Origin of the sequence: Pararhizobium sp. IMCC21322 (assembly GCF_030758295.1) — a bacterium.
Classification (GTDB): domain Bacteria; phylum Pseudomonadota; class Alphaproteobacteria; order Rhizobiales.
Genome location: NZ_CP132335.1, coordinates 4,179,108 through 4,199,183, shown reverse-complemented (window position 1 = coordinate 4,199,183; position 20,076 = coordinate 4,179,108). Strand labels below are relative to the sequence as shown.

Here is a 20,076-nt window from a genome sequence, read left to right as displayed (position 1 = left end):
TTTATGTGGCCTCCGCCGGGTCTTTGGCCTTTGTCTCGGCTTTTGAATTTGATTGCGCTGAATCCTCGTGAACCAGCGTGACAAAGATTTCCTCAAGCGAGCTTTGCTTGGTGTTGAGATCTTTAAAGCGGATACCCGCATCGGAGAGGTCCTGCAGCAGGGAGGTTATGCCTGTGCGCTCGCCCTGTGTGTTGTAGGTGTAGATGATTTGCTCGCCAGTTTCTGCCAGTTTCAGACCGTGGCGGTTGAGGGCATCCGGCAGCGCTTTGAGCGGCTCATGCAGGTCCAGCATCAGCATTTTCTTACCAAGCTTTGCCATCAATTCTGCCTTGTCTTCGACCAGAATGATTTCGCCATGGGCAATAACGCCAACGCGGTCGGCGATTTCCTCGGCTTCTTCAATATAATGGGTGGTGAGGATGATGGTGACGCCGCTTTCGCGCAATTCGCGCACGACCTGCCACATGTCTTTGCGCAACTCCACATCCACCCCGGCAGTTGGTTCATCAAGGAAAAGAATTTCAGGTTCGTGAGACAGGGCTTTGGCAATCAGCACACGGCGTTTCATGCCGCCGGACAATTGGATGATCTTGTTGTCCTTCTTGTCCCAGAGCGACAGGCTTTTCAGGGTTTTTTCGACAAAAGCATCATCGCGCTTTTTACCGAACAGACCGCGTGAAAAGCTGACCGTTGCAAATACAGTTTCGAAGGCATCTGTGGTCAGTTCCTGTGGCACAAGGCCGATCATGGCGCGGGTTTTGCGATAGTCCTTGATGATGTCGTGGCCTGCGACGGTGACTGTGCCGCCGGTCGGCGTCACAATGCCGCAGATGGCGGAAATCAAGGTGGTTTTGCCAGCGCCATTGGGGCCGAGCAGCGCCAGAATTTCCCCTTGTTCGATGTCCAGAGAGACATCTTTCAAGGCTTGAAACCCGCCATCATAGGTTTTTTCAAGGTTCTTGACTGAAATGAGTGGAAGTGCGGAATCGAGCATGGAGTTGAACCCAGACTTTGGTCTTGGCGCAATACGCCTGAGAGGATGTGAGGAGGCTTGTTTTGACGCGGATATATGTCATAGGCTGTCAGCATGCAATGACTACAAACCGACAAAACACTTCTGGAGGAAATTTTATGAAACTTTTCAAGAGCTTGGCTCTGGCATCAGGATTGCTTGCTGCAACGGGCTTTGCAAGCCATGCAGAGACGCGTGTGACCTACAAGTCTGCATCATCCAGTTCGTCCTATTATCAGATGGCGGTGCAGATTGCCGAGGCCATGAAGGCAGGAACAAATGGCGATGTGATTGTCACCGTTGAGGAAAGCCAGGGTTCGGTTCAGAACGTCATGGAAGCCGCTGCCCGGCCAGGCAATTATGTGTTCACTACGCCGCCAGCACTTGTTGGTCTGGCGCAGGGTGGCAAGGCCATGTTTGAAGGCAAGAGCAACCCGAAATTTGATGAGATCAGAGCGCTGTTCCCGATTCCATCGCTGACCATGCATTTTGTCGTACGCGAAGATGCGGGCATCAATTCTTTCGCCGATATGGAAGGCAAGACCATATTGATTGGCAAGGGTTCTTTCGGTGCGCGTGAGGGCGCGAAATATCTGGGCCTGTTTGGTCTGGAAACAAAGGTCAATCTGCCGGATGTGGAATTGTCCAATGCTGTACCGGCGCTGAAGAACGGTCAGATTGACGGATTTGTCACGGCTGGTTCCTGGCCTGCGCCAAATGTCATCGAGGCTGCAGCCAGTGTTGGCGTAAAGGTTCTATCTCTGGATGATGAGCAGATTGCCGCCACCAAACGTACGCGGCTGGTGATTCCCGCTGGCACATATGCCGGGCAGGAGGCTGACATCGTAACCACATCACTGCCGGTTGTGGCCTATACCACCACCAATATGGATGATGATACGGCCTACCAACTGACCAAGACCTATTGGGACCAAAAGACCAAAATGGGTGAAGATGCTGCCTGGTGGAATGGCGTGGATCAAAACTTGATGGGCACCATCACCAGCGCCATTCATCCCGGCGCGCTGCGCTATTACACGGAAATGGATTTTCCACTTTCCGACGCGCAGAAGTAACGCACACAGGTAATTTACAGGCGTGACAACTAAGTCACTCTCAATTGCTTCTGATGAAGGCGCGCTGTCTGGGACAGCGCGCCTCTTTTGGTGCGCGCTTGGAGCCATGTCCATCGGGTTTCATATCTGGCTGATTTTCTCCGGACTTGTGCCCAATCTTCTCAGCCGTCCCTTGCATATGGCGCTGGCATTGCCATGGGTGCTTATCTTCATGGCCAAGACGCAACGTCAGCGCATCAGTGGCACAGTGTTGTGTGTGCTGGGCGTGGCTGACTGCATCTGGATTGCGCTGAATGAGGATATGCTGGGTGACCAATACGGTACTCTGTCCGGTGATTTTCAACTGGGTGTGGCTGTTGTTCTGTTGGGGGTCACGCTTGAAATGGCACGACGTGCCATCAGTTGGCCGCTGCCGACGGTTGCCGCGCTGGCGCTGGCCTACGGGCTGTTTGGCCAGCACATTCCCGGCGAGTTTGGCTACGCCGGTATACCGCTGCAAAGCTTTCTGGGAACACTGACAATTGCCGAGGGTGGGATCTGGGGCAAGTTGACGGGCGTTTCGGTCAGCATTGTTGCGATCTTCGTGATTTTCGGGGCCATTTTGAATGCCGGTGAAGCGGGGCAGGGCTTCATGAATGTGGCCTCGGCTGCGGCGGGACGGTTGCGCGGCGGCGCTGCCAAAGTGTCCGTTCTGTCTTCTGCGTTGTTCGGCTCCATCTCCGGTTCGGCCTCTGCCAATGTGGCGTCCACGGGTGCCATTACATTGCCTGCCATGACGCGGCTTGGTTATCCCAAACGATTGGCGGCAGCCGTTGAGGCCGTGGCATCTTCCGGCGGGCAGATCATGCCGCCGCTGATGGGGGCCGGGGCGTTTGTCATGGTGGAGCTGACCGGCACGCCTTACGAGCAGATCATTCTGGCGGCACTGTTACCCGCGCTGTTGTATTTTGCCGCTGTCTGGGTGGGCATTGATATGTTTTTCCTGCGCTTTCCCCTGCGCGGTGTGCCCAAAGAAGACCAGCCCTCATTGCGGCAGGTGGCTATTACATCGGCGTTCTTCCTGGTGCCCTTTGGCGTGCTGCTTTGGGGCATGTTCGGCGCTAAAGTGACACCACAATATGCCGCCAGTCTGGCGATGATCGCCGGGGCCGTCTTGCTGCTGGTGGACAGCAATTTGTCGTTTGATTGGCGGCGCACATTGGCGCGTGTGGAAGCGGTGCTCATGAATGCCGGACGTCAGGTGGCTCTGATTGCATCCATTATTCTGTGTGCCTCCATCATTATCGGAGTTCTGGGCATGACGGGCCTCGGTGTGAAAATCACATCGCTGATCCTGTCCGGCTCCGGCGGCATGTTGTGGCCTGCCTTGCTGCTGACGGCTTTCGCCTGTCTGATTCTCGGCATGGAGGTGCCGACAACGGCGGCCTATGTGATCTGTATATCGGTGGCTGGACCTGCCTTGATCGATTTGGGTCTTGAGCCATTGCAGGCGCATTTGTTTGTGTTCTGGTTTGCTCTGCTGTCAACCATCACGCCGCCCGTCTGTGGTGCCGTGTTTATTGCTGCGGGAATGGTGGAAGAGAACTGGCTGAAAGTCGCGCTAACCGCTATGGCGCTGGGGTTGGGTCTTTATTTCATTCCCCTTGGCATGATTGCCAATCCGGGATTGATCGGGCTTGGGTCTGAACCGCTGATCGCTTTGTTTGCGGCTGCCAAGGTTTTGGTGGCACTTGTGGCTCTATCCTTTGCTGCGATTGCACCACGTTTTTTTCTGTGGCGTCTTGTCGCTTTAGTGTTGGGCCTGATTGTGCTTTTCGTCTAAAAGCACTTGTCCACAACAGGCGCATTTATGTCCAATTATTTCAAAAGACTGTTTGATAAGAGCTGGCTTACCTTTGTTGATCTTTGCAAGGTCATGATTCCGGTGCTTATTCTGGTTCGAATTGCTGAGGTCTATGGATTGATTGATGCCATGGGACCCGCACTTGAGCCAGTGATGGGTCTGATGGGCCTGCCTGCCGAAACCGGTATTGTCTGGGGCAGTGCATTGCTGGTTGGCATTTATGCAGGCTTTGGCGCTCTGCCAGTGCTGGCCGGTGTTGAGATGAACATGGCACAGCTCAGTATTCTGGCATCCATCATGCTGATTGCCCACGCGCTGCCCATTGAACAGGCCATCGTCAAACGTACCGGCGTGACCTTTATCGGAACCGTTTTGCTGCGGTTTTTCGGGGCCATTGTCTATGGTGTCATGGTGTTCTGGATTTGTGACTGGTTGTCCATTCTGCAGGGCCCGGTTGATCTGTCGCTGTTTACGGCCGGGGGCAGTGAGGATATCAGCCATTGGCAATATGCGGTCGCGTCCGCAAAAACCATGCTGGTGGTTCTCGTGATTATTGTCGTGCTGTTTGTTGCGCTTGATATCAGCGAGAAGACCGGGTTTACCGACCTCTTCACCAGAGCCTCTATTCCACTGATCCGCTTGTCAGGCCTTAACCGCGAGATTGCGCCTTTAACCACTATCGGTGTTCTGCTTGGGCTGATGTATGGTGGTGGGCTGATTATCGGCGAATCCCGTGAGAAGAATTTTTCGCTGCGTGCGAAGACACTGGCACTGTGCTGGCTGTCCCTGTCTCACGGATTGATTGAGGATACCGGCATCATGCTGGCCTTGGGTGCCAATATCTGGGTCATTCTGGTGGGCCGGGTGGTGTTTACGCTGATTGTGGTCAGGATTCTGGCGTCGCTTTGGCCTCGTTCCCCTGAAGCCATCGCAAAAGAGGCCGCATCACAAGCGGGGTGAGATACATCGGCACCTGAAAACAACCGATAAACAGCAGCCATGGAGCCGTGACACCAACCGGAAGCGCTGCCAGAAACAGCGCCAGATTGCGGTTGCCCGACGGCACGGCAGGAGTTAGCTCGGAAGCCGTTGGTGATCTGCCTTTGGCGCGTGCCCGCATTGTGATGATGGTGGCGTGTAGAATTTGAGCACCAAGATTGGCGATGCAGGAAATCACAAGAACCCACAAGACGCGCAGCGGATTGGTGAGCAATACCGGTTGAATGGCGTCCATCAGGGCCAACACAAAGATGGCCAGTGCAAGGGTGTTTATGCCGTTCAGAATTTGTGGTGCCCGTTCCCCGAGCGCTTTGGTGACCGGGCGTCTTAGCAGCAGGGCGGCAATGCCGGCGATCCCTATAAGGCCAAGCAATTTAAGCGAGACCAACCAAAGCGATGTTTCCGTTGCCACATTCGGCAACAGGGAAAAAATCGGGAAGGAGGTCAAAGGCAGCAAAGTCGTACCGATGATGAGAAGGCGCATGGCCCTGGCACCATCCAGCCCCATCAGCATGGCAAAGGCTGGCGCGCCTGAAATTGAGGCGCCCGCATAAACCACGGTCAGAATATCCCGCCACAGTTCCGGCACGGGCAGGGCCGTGAGGATTGCAAAGACAAGCAGCGGTGTAATCAGCTGCAGCGTCAGGACGACGGCAACATCTGCCAGCGCCTGACGTCTGTTTACATGCAAGGCGCTGACTTCTATGCGCAGTGCGGAGACAAACAGAATGATAGCCACCATTTCCGGAATATGGGGGCGCAGAACGCCTGCAGCTGCCGGAAACGCGATGCCACCAACAAGGCCGGCCACCAGAACCCATTGGGCGTTGCGGGCAATGATCAAAAATGGTGTGGCTAAGGAAACAGGCACGAAACTCTACTGTGCTGATGGCAGGTCAATCGTGACAATGAGACCGCCTTCGCTGGCGTTTTGCAAGCTGATTTCGCCGCCATGTGCGTGAATGATTGAGCGCGCTATGGAAAGGCCCAGCCCGGTACCACCGGTTTCCCGGCTACGGGAACTCTCCAGCCGCGCAAAGGGTTTGAACATCTCCTCCATGCGGTCCTGTGGTATTCCCGGGCCAAAGTCGCGAATCTGTACAATCATTGATTTTGGGTTGCAGTCGATAGTGATTTCAGCGCGTTTGCCGTAAACAATTGCGTTTTCCAAAAGGTTATTGATGGCTCGCTTCAATGACATGGGGCGGCCCCGCAAAAGCGGTATTGGTGCTGCATTGACCGTGAGGTCAATCTGCCCGCCCTGTGCTCTGAAAATTGACGCGCATTCCTCCAGAAGCGCAAGAATATCAACATCTGAAATGGGTTCGCTGGCCGCATCGTCGCGAGCAAAGGCCTGCACACTTTCTGTCATCGTCTGCATTTCATCAAGGGTGCGGATCATGTTGTCTCTGGCCGTTTCATCATCCAGCAATTCAGCACGCAGCCGCAGGCTTGTGATCGGCGTGCGCAGATCATGGGAGATTGCCGCCAGCATCTGTGTGCGGTCCTTGACGAAGCGGGTCAGTCTATCCTGCATGGCGTTGAAGGCAGATGTTGCGCGGCGGATTTCCAGTGGGCCGGTTTCTGGCAGCAAGGGAACATCTTCACCGCGTCCCAGCGCATCGGCCGCAACGGTCAGATCTTTCATGGGCCGCGTGACACGGCGCAGGAACCAAATGGCAATGCCGCACAGGATCAATGCCAAAGCGATGTTGTAAAACAGGCTGGTGCGCAGCCATTCCAGATCGCGTCCAGGAAGGCGCAAAACCGTATTCAGCCAGCGGTCTTTGGATAACTCCAGCGATACGATGAACCTGTCAACCTGCAATGGTCGTAACCGGTTTTGGTTGTCAGGCCGTGATCTTTCGTTTCTGTGCTGTCGTCTGATCTCGCGCCAGACTTCACGTCTGGCTTCACTTCTGGCCTCCCTCTCTTCGCTGTCGCGTTGAAACCTCTTTTCGACAAAACGGGCCTCGATACGTGCCGTCAGGCCGGATTCCCGTTGCAGTCTTGTTTCGAGCCGCTTTGTGAGTGTGGAGCCATTTGTTTCGCGCGCCAGCGGTTGCGCATCAATGGTAAGGCGTCTTTCTGAACTGCTAAGCGCTGCCAATAATCGTTGTTCGGTAGCCTCATCAGTATTTTGCAACAGCTCTGCAGCAATGATGATCTGGCCGATGAGCGGGCCCGCTGCGCCGCGCCGGAATGCGTCAGCGCGTTCTCCTGCCACCAGAATGATGTTGATGATTTGAGAAATCAGAATTGTCAGTATGATCAGAATGATGATCTGTCCGGTCAGTCCGCGTGGCCAGATAAAACGCCGCCAGGATTTGCGGGAGGTCGCGCTCATGCTTGTTCCACGGTGCCGGCAAATTTGTAGCCGCCGCCCCAAACGGTTTGGATGAGCATTGGACTTTTGGGGTCCTCTTCTATTTTCTTGCGCAGGCGGCTGACCTGATTGTCGATGGCACGATCAAATGGACCAGCGTTGCGACCGCGCGTCAGGTCAATCAGCTGATCACGGGTCAGCACCATGTTCGGGCGATCAACAAAAATGGAAAGCAGGGAAAACTCACCCGTGCTCAAGCCGACATCAGGGCCGCCATCCTTGCATAATTGCCTTGTTGTCGTGTCAAAAACCCAACCATTGAAATGATAATGCTTGCCGTCGCGTGGTTCGCGCTGTGGAGGCAGGCTTTGAGAGCGGCGTAATACAGCCTTGATGCGGGCCAGTAATTCTCGCGGGTTGAACGGCTTGGTGACATAGTCATCGGCTCCCATTTCCAGGCCAATGATCTTGTCTGTTTCCTCGATGACCGCTGTGAGCAGAATAATGGGCGTGTTTGTGGTTTCGCGCAGGAAACGGCACAGGGTCAGCCCGTCTTCTCCAGGCATCATAATATCCAGGATGATCAGATCGAAGGCTTGGGATTTGACCGTTTGACGCAAGGCTGCACCGCCGTCGGCTGTCATCGCCCGAAAGCCGTTTTTCTTCAGATATTGTGCCAGTGGATCGCGAATGTCGCGATGGTCGTCGACAACAAGAATATGTGGTGCCTGTTCTTCCATGATGAAGTTTTAGACCGGTTTTGCGTTATGCGAAATCTTTAGTTGTCGCAAATTGTATCACTGTGAAGAACATACACAATTTGATGCAAACCGGGGTGTTTTGAAGGATAGTTCTGCGACAAATGCTCCCCATGTTGAGGCAGTCACAACGAGACGTGACGGATACACCCCAACTTAATCGGAGTACAAAATGACCAAGACAACAAATAAAAGAATCCTGAAAACAAGCATTGCAGCAACCACTGTTGCACTGATCGGCGCTATTGGCCTGACCGCTGGCGCAGAGGCCTTTGGTGGCAAGGGCGGCGGAGACCGTGGCGGACATGGCCGCATGGGTGGATTTGCCCAAGAGATGATGCAGGGTATGGATCAGGACAGCAACGGAACCGTGACCGAAGCGGAAGTGGAAACCCATCTGCTCGCGATGTTTGCAACCGTTGATGCAAATGATGACAGTGCCGTTACGCTGGAAGAATTGAAAGCTGCCCATGAATTGATGCGCGAAGCCCATGCAGCAGACCGTCCCGAAGGTCGGAAAGAAGCGGGTGACCGGTCAGAGATGCGCGGAAAGCGCCATGCAGACCGACAAGAGCGTCGTGGTGGCGAACGTGGTGAACGCGGCATGGAACGTATGTTCCAGCGCGCAGATGCTGACGATAATGGCAATGTGTCTGAAGAAGAGTTCAAGACCGCGATTTCAGTCTTCACTGACAATATCGCGGCACGCGCAAACCGCGTCCTGGAACGCCAGGAAGCCCGGTTTACCGAGCTTGATGCCAATGGAGACGGCCAGATTTCACCTGAAGAATATCAGGCTGGTCGTGGTGGCAAACGCGGTGGCAGCCGCTAAGCCAGACTAAAAGCGGGGTGCAAACTTCCGGGCAAAGTCTCTCCCTTTGCCCGGCTTTTCTTGCAGCTTGCTCCGAAGTTTGTGAAGGGCTATCGATCTAAATGTTAGATTGAACGTGTTCCTAATTTAGCCATCGTTCGTGCTAGAATTGTATTGCGCCCGCAATATTTGGTGACAATCGCCTGCACCTGAAGGGACCTGTACTTGAAGGCGCCGGGTGCATCTTGGAAGAAAGAGAGCCATGACCATGAGAATTGCGAGTGCCCTGTCTGTTTCACTGTTGCTGTTGGCAGCAAGTCTGACTTCCGGTTTTGCTCATGAAGACAGCGCGGCTGTCGACAGCATGATCGCCATGTTCGATGACGGCGTTATTGTTGGCGAACCCAAAATCGTTGATTGCACCTTGTCCGGCGGCACCAAAACAAGCTGTCTCAGCATCACCGTGAAATCCAATCTGACAGAGAATGATATGGGCCCATGGTGTCCACGCAACATCTCAGATGGTCCTGACGAAGCAGGGATCTGGCTCCACGAAGGCAAACGCTATGATGCAGATGGTGGCTTTGTTGAAAATCTGGCGGCATTCTACGGTGACACTGATTGGCAATTGTTTGATCCTGCCAATGGGAATATCCGGGTAACGGACAGCAAAGCGGCTTGTGAGGCTGCTGCAAGACCTGATGTCGATGCTGCTTACAATAATTACTGCGTTGAATGCCTGACATCCTATATGGATGAGGAAGTGTTGACCACATATGTGTTGCCGCTTCATCCTGTGGATCAGGAAACGCCAGGTCGCGTGAATGGCTTGGGTGGAATTGGTCTGGCCTTTAACGGTGTCAAATTTGACGCGCCAGCTCCTGTGGATGCAATTCTTGCCGCACACACGCTAGCGCCTTTCGATGATTGTGGAGGACATGTGAACCCGAATGCGGGTTATCACTATCATGCAGCAGGGGGCTGCAGCCCGGAAACAAGCAGTGTGTCCGGACACGCCGCTATTATTGGTATTGCGCTGGATGGTTACCCAATGACAGCGCGGGCAGATGCCGATGGCGCTGAGCCATCCGATCTGGATGCTTGCCGAGGCCACCTTACGGATGGGCTTGGCTATCACTATCATGTCAATGAAATTGGAGCGAACCAGACGATTGGCTGCTTTGTTGCCGAGACTGGTTGCAGCCTTACAGATCCGGATCAGATGTGTGATGCGTCTATCATCAGCGACAGGCGCGGACCGCCTCCCGGCGAATAAAAGTCGGCTTTCTGAAAATTAGTGATGGCCGGGCAGAGATTTTCTGCCCGGCTTTTTCATGACTATCAGTCGCTGGATGCACCTGGACCGGGTGTCGCACCTGGAGGGCATTTGCCGAGAATGATCATACCAAGCACCTCATCCTTGGTGACATCCTTGGTTGACGCGGAGCCAACAACCTGGCCGTTTTTCATGACCGATACCCTGTCTGCCAGATCAAATACATCGTGGATATCATGGCTGATGAGAAAGATGCCGATGCCATCTTTCTTGAGCTGCTTGATGAGCTGGCCAACCTGCTCGGTTTCCTGCGGACCTAGAGCCGCCGTTGGCTCATCCATGATGAGAATGCGCGCATTGAAGTGAATGGCACGGGCAATGGCCACTGACTGGCGTTGACCACCGGAGAGTAATTTGACCGGCTCCTTGAACTTTTTAAAGTTCGGGTTGAGCCGACCCATCACTCTGCGGGTCTCATCTTCCATGGCAGCATCATCGAGTGTGCCCCAGCGGGTCAGCAATTCTCGGCCCAGGAACAGGTTTGCCGCCGCATCCACATTATCCGCCAGCGCAAGGGTCTGGTAGATGGTTTCAATGCCATAATCCTTGGCATGGCGTGGGTTGGTGATTGTGGCTTCTTCACCACGCACAAATATCTGACCGGTGTCGCGCCCATAGGCCCCGGAGAGAATTTTGATCAGGGTGGATTTCCCGGCGCCATTGTGGCCAAGCAGCCCGACAACTTCTCCCGGATACAAGTCGATAGATGCATGATCCACCGCCTTGATGCCGCCGAAAGCAATCGAGATATCCTTCATTTCGATCAATGGTGTAGCGGAGCCATCCACGGCTTCAACTTGTGTTGCTGTATCTGTCATGTCGCTTCCTCCCTTAAACCGAGTTTTTGCGATAGATGGTATCGAGCCAGACGGCAAAGATCAGAACGCCCCCGACAACCATTTGCTGGACAGCAGAATCGAAGCCGACCAGAACCATGCCCGATTGCAGTGATTGCATGACCAATGCCCCCAGCATCGCACCGTAGATTGTCCCGATGCCACCTGCGAAGGAGGTCCCGCCGATAACCGCCGCCGCGATCACGTACAACTCGTCCAGTTGCCCCAGAGAGTTGGTCGCTGCATTCAAGCGAGCGCTTGCGATAACAGCTGATATTCCAACAAGGCCGCCCATCAGAGAGAAAATCATCAGGGTCATGCGTTTTGTATTGATGCCGGCCAGCTCTGCAGCTTCAGGGTTGCCACCAATTGCAAACACGTAGCGGCCAAAGCGTGTGCGTGTGACCAGGAATGTCATGAAGATGCCGACTGTAATGGCAATCAGAACCGGAATGGCAAAGCCGTGAGAGATATCGAGGCCGCCCTCCGGGACAGTGATGTTGTTGGCTTCAGCGTAGCGTCTGACAACGCCTTTTGGCCAAAGATATGAATTCATGACCAGAACCGAACCCAGGACCAGGCCTGAACCGACAAGACCAAGTGTCCATTCTGCCCAAACCGGACGCAGTGGAAATCCAAAACGGATGCGCTGTCTGCGCCCCATGAGCAACAGGGCGGCAATGCCAACAATGGCGAGCGCGCCCACAATCCAGCTTCCTGTTGCGCCAATGGTTCCGAAGGGGCCACCCCCAAGGAGGGCGAATGTGCTGTCCACAGGCGCAATTGTTTCGCCGCGTGCTACCCACCAGGCAGACCCGCGCCAGATCAAAAGACCGCCAAGGGTGACGATGAAGGCTGGTATGCCCATATAGGCGATGAGAAAGCCATGCAGCGCGCCAATGGCGGCGCCGAACGCAATGCCGACAAGAACGGTGATGATCCAGATCATGGGATTGTTGAGGCCCAGCATCTCCGGCAAAACCCACACCTGCACCACACCCATGACCATAGCTGTCACGCCCAGTAGCGAGCCAGCGGACAAATCAATATGTCGCGTGACGATGATCAGCACCATACCGGTTGCCATTACGGCAATGGATGATGTCTGAACCGAGAGGTTCCAGAGATTTCGTGACGTCAGAAAAGCGCCGAAACCGTTGAAGATCTGGCCATACAGATGAAAGCCAATCCAGATCAGCAAAAGCGCGCCGACCATTCCAAGCATTCTTGTATCAACCTCAGTGGCGCGTAAGAAACGCACTATCGCGCCATCCTTCTGGTCGGCTCCGCTCTGGGTCGTTATTGTGTTGTCGGACATGGTTCCCCCCAAGTCTGCGTTGAACAGGCCCGCAATGGCTGATGTCAGCCAAGCCGGTAGTAAAGGGTTTTAAAATAGCAGAATTCTGCGTGTTTTGAAAAAGGCCGCACCATCCAGGTGGAAGTGCGGCCCGTTTTCAGTCAGATCAAATGAGATCTGTGTGCTGATTAACAGCCGTCAACGGAACCCATTGTGACGCCGTTACAAGCAGTTTCCTTGTCGATCCAACCAGCATCAATCACGACGCTGAGGTTGTCTTTGGTGATTGCTGTCGGTGCAAGCAGGATGGAATTGACTTCCACGCCGCGTTTGCCACCGGAGAACGGGGCAACATTCGGAATGTCTGCCATGGATTTTCCTTCGGCCAGCATCAGAGCAGCTTCTGCAGCTACTTTGCCAAGCGCACGGGAATCTTTCCAAACGGATACAAGCTGTGTGCCAAGAGCAACGCGGTTGATGGCAGCAAGATCGCCATCCTGGCCGGTTACAGGTACGGAACCTGCAAGACCCTGTGCAGCCAGAGCTGCAACAACGCCGCCAGCCATGCCGTCATTTTCAGAAACAACTGCATCGATGTTGTTGTCATTTGCAGTCAGCATCTGTTCCATGTTGCGCTGCGCATTTTCAGGCTTCCAGCCATCCGTGAAAGCTTCACCAACATTCTTGATTTTGCCTGCATCGATGTTTGGCTTCAGCACTTCCATAATGCCTTCAAACAGGAAGGTCGCATTTGGATCGCCCTGGTCACCCTTGATGAATGCAAAATTGCCTTCATCTTTTACTTTCAGCATTTCCTGAGCCATCAGGCGGCCGACGCCGACATTGTCAAAGGTAATGTAAAGTGAATCAGGATGCTCGATCTGAACGTCATAGGCGATCAGCGGAATGCCTTCATCTGCAGCGTTTTGAACAGCTGGCAAAATAGCTTCACTGTCAAATGGTACGATCAGCAAAACGTCAGCACCCTGAGAAATGAGCGACTCAACGTCCGTCAATTGTTTGCCTGCTGAACCCTGCGCATCCGCAGAGATATATGTATCGCCATTTGCTTCGACGATGCCTTTGATCACAGCTTCATCGCGCTTCCAGCGTTCTTCCTGGAAGATTTTCCAGGACACGCCAATTGTTTTGCCTTCTGCCATTGCGCTACCGGCAAAGCCAGCAACAAAGACAGCGCCCATGAGGGCGGCTGTAAGTTTCTTCATGATATTCTCCTCCACGTGCCTCCCTGATTGCAGGGTGGGGCACAAATTTAACCGGAACGCTTCCCATAGCGAGCCTAACCCTATTTAATTCGAGGGTCGAAAAAAATAGTGACTTAAACACCAAGCTGTGTCAACTTGAAAATTCAAGCGGTGCAAATTTCAAAGAAAAATCAAAATTCGCCGCAGTATTAAATGGGTTGCTGCAATTCGGGAGGCTGCAATTCCAAGTTTAAATCAGGGATGGAATAGGGATTGTGACTGTTGTCATACGCTCCAATGAGGTGCGGCGCGGGAATAGGGGGCTGATTCTATCATCTGTGCGGATGGGTGGCCTTGTGTCGCGCACTGATATTGGCCGGAAAACCGGTTTAAGTGCGGCAACTGTGTCGGCGATCACGTCCGATCTGATTGCCGATGGGTTTTTGATTCAGCCAGCTGATGCAAATCAGGCGTCATCCAGTTCCGGTCGTGGAAGACCCAAGGTTGCTCTTTCGGTCAACCCCATGGCGGCGCTGATTGGTGTGGTCATTTTCCAGCTGAACGGGGTGTCTGCTGCGGTTGTTGACTATTCCGGAGCGACAATCTCGGAAACCACGCATGAGCTGTCCAGCGCTGATTTGTCGCGGGAATCGATCCGTGATGCGCTGGTTGGCTGCTTGCGGGAAGCTCTGAATTCATCCGGCCAGAATGAAAGACTGTTGATGCGCATCGCTGTGAGCATACAGGGCGTCACGGATGTGTCCGGGAAATATCTGCTGTGGTCACCTATTACGGATCATCGCGATTTGCCTCTGGCGGGCTGGATGCGCCAGGCATTCAGTGTGCCGGCCTCTGTTTCCAATGATTGCGATTTGATGGCCCGCGCGCTTAACCGGCGCGAACCGGAACGCTACGGCACCAGTTTTGCCAGCATCATGCTGTCTTATGGTGTGGGCATGGGGCTGTTTCTACGGGGCAACATCATCAATGGGCTGAACACGTCCGGTACTGAATTTGGACATATGGTGTTTCAACCGGGAGGTGCCTTGTGCCGCTGCGGACGACGCGGTTGCATTGAAGCCTATGCCGGGGACTACGCAATTCAGCGGGCGGCGCTCGGACGTCCCGAGGATGCGCTGCCGCCAGCGCCGTCCACGCATATCGATATCAAACAAATTGCTGATCTGGCGCATGCTGGCGATCCGAAGGCCGTACATGCCATTGAAGAGGCCGGACGGGCTATCGGCACTGGTCTGGTCAGTCTTTTCGCATTGGTTGACGCGTTCCCGGTAGCTTTGATCGGGCAGGGAACAATTGTGTTCGACCAAATGGAAGCGTCTATTCGAAAGGCGTTGCAGGGAGCGGTTGCCGGCGAGGGAACCAGCATTGACATTCACTGTTTTGCCGATGAAAAACCTCTTGTGGCTGAAGGGTGTGCCCTGACCGCGCTGGTGGTTCTGGATGAGGAGATTGCTGATGCAGCAGTCATTTAGTCGACTCGCAATCTTGGCGGCTGCTTCCCTGTCGATCACGTTACCGCAGTTGGCCTATGGCGAAACGCCCGCCCCATGGTCGGAGCGTGCTGTTTTTGAGCATGTGGATCAGACCCGGTTTGCCGGTGTTCTGAGCAAATCAGAGCTGGATGCGCTGATTGCCTTCGGTGAAACGCTTTTTGCTGCCCGATTCACCACGCTTGATGGTGCCGGCCGACCCATGGCGACGCAGGCCATTATTCCAACCAAGCGCAAACGGGCGGCACCTGCCACATTCCAGCGCATGGCCGGTTTGGATGGTAATTCCTGCGCCAGTTGTCACAATGACCCGGTGATGGGTGGTGCGGGAGACTTCACCGTTAATGTGTTTGTGTCCGAAGGGTTCAACAACGCTGATTTTGACACAACCGATCCGCAATTTTCCAATGAGCGCAACACCAATCACTTATTTGGTGCCGGTCTGGTTGAGCTTTTGGCGCGCGAGATGTCGGTTGATCTTCAGCTCATTCGTCGGAAAGCTCTGGCGCTGGCTCGGAAGAGCGGTGAGGCGCAGCGCGCGACCCTTGTTTCGAAGGGTGTTCGATTTGGCTGGATAACGGCAAAGCCCGATGGCCTGCTTGAGCTGAAGGAAATTGATGGGGTGGATACGGATCTGGTGATCCGGCCCTTCAGCCAAAAGGGTGTCATGACCTCCCTGCGGCAGTTTACGGTCAATGCCCTGAACCATCACCATGGCATGCAGTCGGTGGAGCGTTTTGGTGCGCGTTGGACCGGCGAGGTGGATTTTGACGAGGACAGTAAGAGTGACGAGCTGACCTTCGGCGATGTGTCTGCATTGGTGGCCTGGCAGGCGACCCTGCCACCACCGGGCGAGATGGTGCCGACAAGCCTCGATTGGCAGACTGCTGCAAAGCAGGGGGCAGAAATGTTTCAGACCATCGGATGCGCGTCCTGCCACGTGCCAGCGCTCCCGTTGAACAGTCTGGAGTTTCAAGACCCGGGTCCGTTGGATGCTGCGGGCACATTGCGCAGTGATGAAACGCAAAGCGGCGCGGTTTATGATTTGAGCCTGCTGAACTGGGCGCAGAGCTTACCCAAAAATGAGCAGGGCCAGATCATGGTGCCGTTGTTTGGTGATTTGAAGCGCCACAAGATGACGGATCGTCAGATTTCGGCCTTTGGCAATGAGTTGCTGTCACAGCGTTTTGTGGAGCGGGATGTTTTTCAGACAACCGAATTGTGGGGTGTCGGGTCGACCGCCCCTTACGGTCATCGCGGTGATATGACAACTTTCGATGAGGTGATCCAGGCGCATGGCGGGGCCGGGCGCGATGCGCGTGACGCCTATCTCGATCTTGGGGATGCGGAGCGATCAGCCCTTATTGCCTATCTCAAAACATTGGTGATTGAACAATGATGAGGACGTACAAGACAGGGTTGATGCTGGTGATATCTGCTGCATTTCTGACCCATTCGTTTGCGCAGGAGGCCGTTGTTGCCGAAACGGAAGCGCTGACGATGGATGTGCCGGTTTTGGAAGAAGTGGCGGCGAAGGCGGGCGTTGAGCACCGGTATACCGGTCCGTGGGAGTATTTTGTCGGTGGCGGCGTTGCTACATTTGACTGCAATGGAGACCGCCTGCCTGATATGGCAATAGCGGGCGGCACCAGTGAAGCGCAATTGTTTGCTAACAAATCCAGCGCAGGGGGACCATTGGCCTTTGAAGCCGTTGAAGGTGGATTGCCGGATGGTAGCCTGACGGGCGTAACCGGTTTCTACCCGCTGAACATCGACAATGATGATCATACGGATCTGATCGCCTTGCGCGTTGGTGAGAATGTGATTTTAAAGGGAGGTCCGGATTGCCGTTTTACCCGCGCCAATCGTGCTTTGGCCTTTGATGGGGGACGGGCCTGGTCAACGGCTTTCGCCGCGACTTTTGAGATGGAACAGCAGTTTCCGACTTTGGCTTTCGGTAATTATGTGGATCGCTCGGCTGCTGGCTCCCCCTGGGGAACCTGCCATGACAATGTTCTGATCAGGCCTGGAACCGGGGATGTTCCAACTTATGCAGAGCCGCAAATGCTGACGCCGGGCTTTTGTACGTTGTCGATGATCTTCACGGATTGGAACCGGTCCGGTGAACCCGCCTTGCGCATGACAAATGACCGGCAATATTACCGCGATGGAGAAGAGCAGCTTTGGCGGGTCAGCCCAGGACGTCCGGCCCGCGCCTATCGCCGGGCGGATGGTTGGAAGACTGTTCGCATCTGGGGCATGGGCATTGCGGAGGCCGATCTGGATGCTGATGGCCTGCCAGAATATGCACTGACATCGATGGGCGACACCAAACTGCAAGTTTTGGACGATGAAGCCGATGAAGCCAGTCCTGTCTATCGGGATGTGGCTTATGAAAGGGGTGCAACCGCGCACAGGCCTTACACGGGCGAAGATTTGAAGCCGTCCACCGGCTGGCATGCCGAGTTTGACGACATCAACAATGATGGTCGGCAGGATTTGTTCATTGCCAAGGGGAATGTGGAAACCATGCCGGATTTTGCGGCCTATGATCCGGACAATCTACTGCTTGGCACATTTGATGGCAACTTTGTTGAAGCGGGTGCCTTGTCTGGCATCGCGCTTAACCGGCGTGGCCGGGGTGGTGCGGTGGTTGATCTGAACATGGACGGGATGCTGGATCTGGTTGTGGTCAATCGCGAAGCGCCGGTGAGCCTGTTTCAGAACCGTGGCGCACATACAGAGTTCGGACCCCGACCCATGGGGAACTGGCTGCAAATCGAATTGCGCCAGCGTGGTGCTAACCGTGATGCTGTTGGTGCGACCATCAATGTTAAATCCGGCAATGATACGCGGGTGCGAAAAGTGCAAGTTGGTGGCGGTCATGCCTCCGGACATCTGGGTTTCATTCATGTGGGGACCGGCGTTGCCGAGCGGGCGGAAATCCGTATTAAATGGCCGGATGGCGAATGGAGCGCACCTTACCGGGTGTTTGCCAATAATTTCGTCGTCATCGAAAAGGGGTCTGACGTTGTGCAATACTGGTATCCGCCTGAAGCAGATGACCTACGTTAGCGGCTACTCATTTTTTCATGGAAAAAGGCGTCTGATTTTGCAACAGATTGTGCGGTAACCGCCAATCGTTGAGGGCCAGAGCATGCAGACCATAACCGAGCCGGAACGCCAGATCGACGTGGTGCATAAAACGGACGTTCTCGTGGTCGGATCAGGGCCAGGTGGGTTGTCGGCTGCATTGGCATCTGCCCGTGCCGGAGTAGACACAACTCTCGTTGAGCGGTTTGGTTGTTTTGGTGGCAACATCACCGTCGTCGGTGTTGAAGGCATGCATTGGTATCGCCATGAGCAGACTGTGGAAAGCAATGGTATTGTCCGCGAGTTTGAAGACAGCGCCAAGGCGCATGGCGCGGCAGTGCCGGAAAGCCAGTCTCTCAGCTACGAAATTGATAGTGAAGGTTTTAAACTTGTCGCCGACCGGATGGTGGAAGAGGCTGGCATTCACCCCATGCTGCATCGCCAGTTTGTAGCTCCCATCATGGAAGGGGAGCGCATTGTCGGGATCATTACCGAAAGCAAGGCGGGCCGTGAGGCCATATTGGCTGAGCGGGTGATTGATGCGACAGGGGATGCTGATGTGGCAGCTCGTGCGGGCGCGCCAACAACAAAGCCACTGGTTGAAGAACTGATGGCGGCATCCGTGATGTTTCATGTCGCTGGCGTTGACAAGAAGAAATTTCTGGAAGGCGTGAAGGCCAATCCGCAAACCTATGCGGACTGGGCCGGTGGCGGTGAGTGGGAACTGGAAACCTCCGGCAAGGAAGATGCCCTGTTTTCCCCGTTCCTGAAAAAGCCATTTGATCAGGCGATCAAGGCAGGAATGATACCGCCCCATCTGACCACTATTGCGGGCACCTGGGGCGCGGTGCACGACACCGGCGAAATGACTTATATGAACCTGGTGCATCTGGATGGTGTGGATGGCACAGACCCTCAATCGCTGACGCGCTGGGAGATTGAGGGACGCAAGCAGGCGATGATGGCGATTGAAGCCTTGCGCGCCTTTTCTCCTGGCTGTGATGGCATTCGCCTGCGCAATTTTGGCATGTCCATCGGCATTCGTGACACGCGCAAGGTTGATTGCCTTTACAACATGACCGAGCAGGATGTGCGCGAGGAAGCCCGGTTTCAAGACAGTATTGGCATTTTCCCGGAATTCATCGACGGTTACGGGCTTCTGATCCTGCCGACCACGGGGCGCTATTTCCACATGCCTTATCGCAATCTTTTGCCCAAACGCGTGCAGAACCTTCTGATTGCGGGACGCTGCACAGGCGGTGACCGCATCAGCCATGCGGCGACCCGTAACATGGCCTGTTGCGCCGTGGGCGGGCAGGGCGCTGGCATCGCAGCTGCGCTGTCAGTGAAGCAGGCTTGCGCTTTGACAGACTTGCCTGTGAGCGCCATTCAGGCGGAGTTGACACGGCAGGGTGCGCGCTGGCAGTGATGCCGGTCTTCGTGCAAGTTTGTCGGCAGAACGCATGATTGATGTGAGAGTCAAATCAAGCGTTTAGACAAGACGGTTGAGGTAATGCTTTCAGCCTGCCGGCAGCCGCTTTTTCAAAGAGACTGTATTGCCATTTCTTGAAAATTCGACCCAGCCCAGCTTTTTATAAAGCGTTACATTCTCTGGCATGAGTGTATGTGTGTTGAGGCGCATTTCAGTGTATCCTCGCCTGATTGCCTCTTGCTCTGCAAAGGCGATCAACTCTGTTCCCAAGCCCTTGCCGCCATGTTCTGGGTGCACCGCCAGATTGGCCAGTTTCATAAAGCCGTCTTGGGGCACCAGAAACAATGCGCCTGCAATTTCATTGTCCTGAATGGCAACCCAAACGCGATCCTGTTTGATCTCGTCAGCGCAACCATCAGACACAGGCGGCAGGTCAGTTATACGATCTGAATAGCGTGCATAGGCTGCGTCAATACATGTCGCGACCGCCTCCGCGTCTGCAAGCGTGGCTTTGCGGATGCGTGAGTTGTGTGCTTCCATC

General features: G+C 54.6%; 17 protein-coding genes. 9 read left to right on the top strand and 8 right to left on the bottom strand.

Annotated elements, in window-relative coordinates; all coding sequences use genetic code 11:
- Position 1 precedes the first annotated feature (1 nt).
- Positions 2–994 carry an ABC transporter ATP-binding protein gene (locus tag RAL91_RS19845; protein WP_306257985.1) on the bottom strand — a complete coding sequence of 331 codons (993 nt, stop codon included), beginning with the start codon at positions 992–994 and terminating at the stop codon, positions 2–4.
- 137 nt (positions 995–1,131) lie between these two features.
- Here RAL91_RS19845 and RAL91_RS19840 point away from each other — a divergent pair, with 137 nt between their 5' ends.
- The 3 genes from RAL91_RS19840 to RAL91_RS19830 all read left to right on the top strand — a co-directional run bounded on the left by RAL91_RS19840 (position 1,132) and on the right by RAL91_RS19830 (position 4,891).
- Complete coding sequence (locus RAL91_RS19840) at positions 1,132–2,088, top strand: TAXI family TRAP transporter solute-binding subunit (RefSeq protein ID WP_306257984.1); 957 nt, start codon at positions 1,132–1,134, stop codon at positions 2,086–2,088.
- Between the two features lie 106 nt (positions 2,089–2,194).
- Positions 2,195–3,910 carry a TRAP transporter fused permease subunit gene (locus tag RAL91_RS19835; protein ID WP_306263016.1) on the top strand — a complete coding sequence of 572 codons (1,716 nt, stop codon included), beginning with the start codon at positions 2,195–2,197 and terminating at the stop codon, positions 3,908–3,910.
- 27 nt (positions 3,911–3,937) lie between these two features.
- Positions 3,938–4,891: a nucleoside recognition domain-containing protein gene (locus RAL91_RS19830; protein WP_306257983.1), complete on the top strand. Its 954-nt coding sequence runs from the start codon at positions 3,938–3,940 to the stop codon at positions 4,889–4,891.
- On the opposite strand, the gene RAL91_RS19825 is transcribed toward RAL91_RS19830, so the two are convergent.
- Genes RAL91_RS19825 through RAL91_RS19815 form a run of 3 tightly spaced genes read right to left on the bottom strand, consistent with a single transcriptional unit; the run spans position 4,818 to position 7,996 of the window.
- Positions 4,818–5,801, bottom strand: a complete 984-nt coding sequence (locus RAL91_RS19825) for a hypothetical protein (protein ID WP_306257982.1) — start codon at positions 5,799–5,801, stop codon at positions 4,818–4,820. The two genes, RAL91_RS19830 and RAL91_RS19825, sit on opposite strands and share 74 nt — an antisense overlap.
- A 6-nt stretch (positions 5,802–5,807) precedes the next feature.
- On the bottom strand, positions 5,808–7,277 hold the full coding sequence (locus tag RAL91_RS19820) for an ATP-binding protein (protein WP_306257981.1): 1,470 nt from the start codon (positions 7,275–7,277) through the stop codon (positions 5,808–5,810).
- Entirely contained in the window at positions 7,274–7,996 is a 723-nt protein-coding gene (locus tag RAL91_RS19815) for a response regulator (protein WP_306257980.1), read from the bottom strand. The genes RAL91_RS19820 and RAL91_RS19815 overlap by 4 nt, the downstream gene beginning before the upstream one ends.
- A gap of 190 nt (positions 7,997–8,186) precedes the next feature.
- On the opposite strand from RAL91_RS19815, the gene RAL91_RS19810 reads away from it, so the two are divergent.
- Complete coding sequence (locus tag RAL91_RS19810; protein WP_306257979.1) at positions 8,187–8,846, top strand: EF-hand domain-containing protein; 660 nt, start codon at positions 8,187–8,189, stop codon at positions 8,844–8,846.
- A 241-nt stretch (positions 8,847–9,087) separates the two neighbouring features.
- Positions 9,088–10,101 (top strand): YHYH protein, encoded by a 1,014-nt coding sequence (locus RAL91_RS19805; protein ID WP_306257978.1) that lies wholly within the window; start codon positions 9,088–9,090, stop codon positions 10,099–10,101.
- 65 nt (positions 10,102–10,166) lie between these two features.
- Here the strand turns inward: RAL91_RS19805 and RAL91_RS19800 are convergent, their stop codons facing one another.
- The 3 genes from RAL91_RS19800 to RAL91_RS19790 all read right to left on the bottom strand — a co-directional run bounded on the left by RAL91_RS19800 (position 10,167) and on the right by RAL91_RS19790 (position 13,520).
- Positions 10,167–10,979 carry an ATP-binding cassette domain-containing protein gene (locus RAL91_RS19800; protein ID WP_306257977.1) on the bottom strand — a complete coding sequence of 271 codons (813 nt, stop codon included), beginning with the start codon at positions 10,977–10,979 and terminating at the stop codon, positions 10,167–10,169.
- 13 nt (positions 10,980–10,992) lie between these two features.
- Positions 10,993–12,315 (bottom strand): sugar ABC transporter permease, encoded by a 1,323-nt coding sequence (locus RAL91_RS19795; protein WP_306257976.1) that lies wholly within the window; start codon positions 12,313–12,315, stop codon positions 10,993–10,995.
- A 167-nt stretch (positions 12,316–12,482) separates the two neighbouring features.
- On the bottom strand, positions 12,483–13,520 hold the full coding sequence (locus RAL91_RS19790; protein ID WP_306257975.1) for a substrate-binding domain-containing protein: 1,038 nt from the start codon (positions 13,518–13,520) through the stop codon (positions 12,483–12,485).
- Between the two features lie 254 nt (positions 13,521–13,774).
- Here RAL91_RS19790 and RAL91_RS19785 point away from each other — a divergent pair, with 254 nt between their 5' ends.
- The 4 genes from RAL91_RS19785 to RAL91_RS19770 all read left to right on the top strand — a co-directional run bounded on the left by RAL91_RS19785 (position 13,775) and on the right by RAL91_RS19770 (position 19,532).
- Positions 13,775–14,992, top strand: coding sequence for an ROK family protein (locus tag RAL91_RS19785; protein ID WP_306257974.1), 1,218 nt, complete (start codon positions 13,775–13,777; stop codon positions 14,990–14,992).
- Complete coding sequence (locus tag RAL91_RS19780) at positions 14,976–16,409, top strand: di-heme oxidoredictase family protein (RefSeq protein ID WP_306257973.1); 1,434 nt, start codon at positions 14,976–14,978, stop codon at positions 16,407–16,409. The genes RAL91_RS19785 and RAL91_RS19780 overlap by 17 nt, the downstream gene beginning before the upstream one ends.
- On the top strand, positions 16,406–18,085 hold the full coding sequence (locus tag RAL91_RS19775; protein ID WP_306257972.1) for a CRTAC1 family protein: 1,680 nt from the start codon (positions 16,406–16,408) through the stop codon (positions 18,083–18,085). Before RAL91_RS19780 ends, RAL91_RS19775 begins: the two co-directional genes overlap by 4 nt.
- An 82-nt stretch (positions 18,086–18,167) precedes the next feature.
- A complete protein-coding gene (locus RAL91_RS19770; RefSeq protein ID WP_306257971.1) occupies positions 18,168–19,532 on the top strand; it encodes an FAD-dependent oxidoreductase in 1,365 nt (454 codons plus the stop codon).
- 90 nt (positions 19,533–19,622) lie between these two features.
- Here RAL91_RS19770 and RAL91_RS19765 read toward each other — a convergent pair whose 3' ends face one another.
- Positions 19,623–20,075, bottom strand: a complete 453-nt coding sequence (locus RAL91_RS19765) for a GNAT family N-acetyltransferase (RefSeq protein WP_306257970.1) — start codon at positions 20,073–20,075, stop codon at positions 19,623–19,625.
- Between the last annotated feature and the right edge of the window lies 1 nt (position 20,076).

Excerpts from the sequence above, each read along its gene's own strand:
- RAL91_RS19790 (WP_306257975.1), bottom strand. The coding sequence starts at position 13,520 with ATGAAGAAACTTACAGCCGCCCTCATGGGCGCTGTCTTTGTTGCTGGC.
- RAL91_RS19840 (WP_306257984.1), top strand. The coding sequence starts at position 1,132 with ATGAAACTTTTCAAGAGCTTGGCTCTGGCATCAGGATTGCTTGCTGCA.
- RAL91_RS19795 (WP_306257976.1), bottom strand. The coding sequence starts at position 12,315 with ATGTCCGACAACACAATAACGACCCAGAGCGGAGCCGACCAGAAGGAT.
- RAL91_RS19820 (WP_306257981.1), bottom strand. The coding sequence starts at position 7,277 with ATGAGCGCGACCTCCCGCAAATCCTGGCGGCGTTTTATCTGGCCACGC.
- RAL91_RS19770 (WP_306257971.1), top strand. The coding sequence starts at position 18,168 with ATGCAGACCATAACCGAGCCGGAACGCCAGATCGACGTGGTGCATAAA.
- RAL91_RS19775 (WP_306257972.1), top strand. The coding sequence starts at position 16,406 with ATGATGAGGACGTACAAGACAGGGTTGATGCTGGTGATATCTGCTGCA.
- RAL91_RS19800 (WP_306257977.1), bottom strand. The coding sequence starts at position 10,979 with ATGACAGATACAGCAACACAAGTTGAAGCCGTGGATGGCTCCGCTACA.
- RAL91_RS19765 (WP_306257970.1), bottom strand. The coding sequence starts at position 20,075 with ATGGAAGCACACAACTCACGCATCCGCAAAGCCACGCTTGCAGACGCG.
- RAL91_RS19805 (WP_306257978.1), top strand. The coding sequence starts at position 9,088 with ATGACCATGAGAATTGCGAGTGCCCTGTCTGTTTCACTGTTGCTGTTG.
- RAL91_RS19835 (WP_306263016.1), top strand. The coding sequence starts at position 2,195 with ATGTCCATCGGGTTTCATATCTGGCTGATTTTCTCCGGACTTGTGCCC.
- RAL91_RS19780 (WP_306257973.1), top strand. The coding sequence starts at position 14,976 with ATGCAGCAGTCATTTAGTCGACTCGCAATCTTGGCGGCTGCTTCCCTG.
- RAL91_RS19815 (WP_306257980.1), bottom strand. The coding sequence starts at position 7,996 with ATGGAAGAACAGGCACCACATATTCTTGTTGTCGACGACCATCGCGAC.
- RAL91_RS19830 (WP_306257983.1), top strand. The coding sequence starts at position 3,938 with ATGTCCAATTATTTCAAAAGACTGTTTGATAAGAGCTGGCTTACCTTT.
- RAL91_RS19810 (WP_306257979.1), top strand. The coding sequence starts at position 8,187 with ATGACCAAGACAACAAATAAAAGAATCCTGAAAACAAGCATTGCAGCA.
- RAL91_RS19845 (WP_306257985.1), bottom strand. The coding sequence starts at position 994 with ATGCTCGATTCCGCACTTCCACTCATTTCAGTCAAGAACCTTGAAAAA.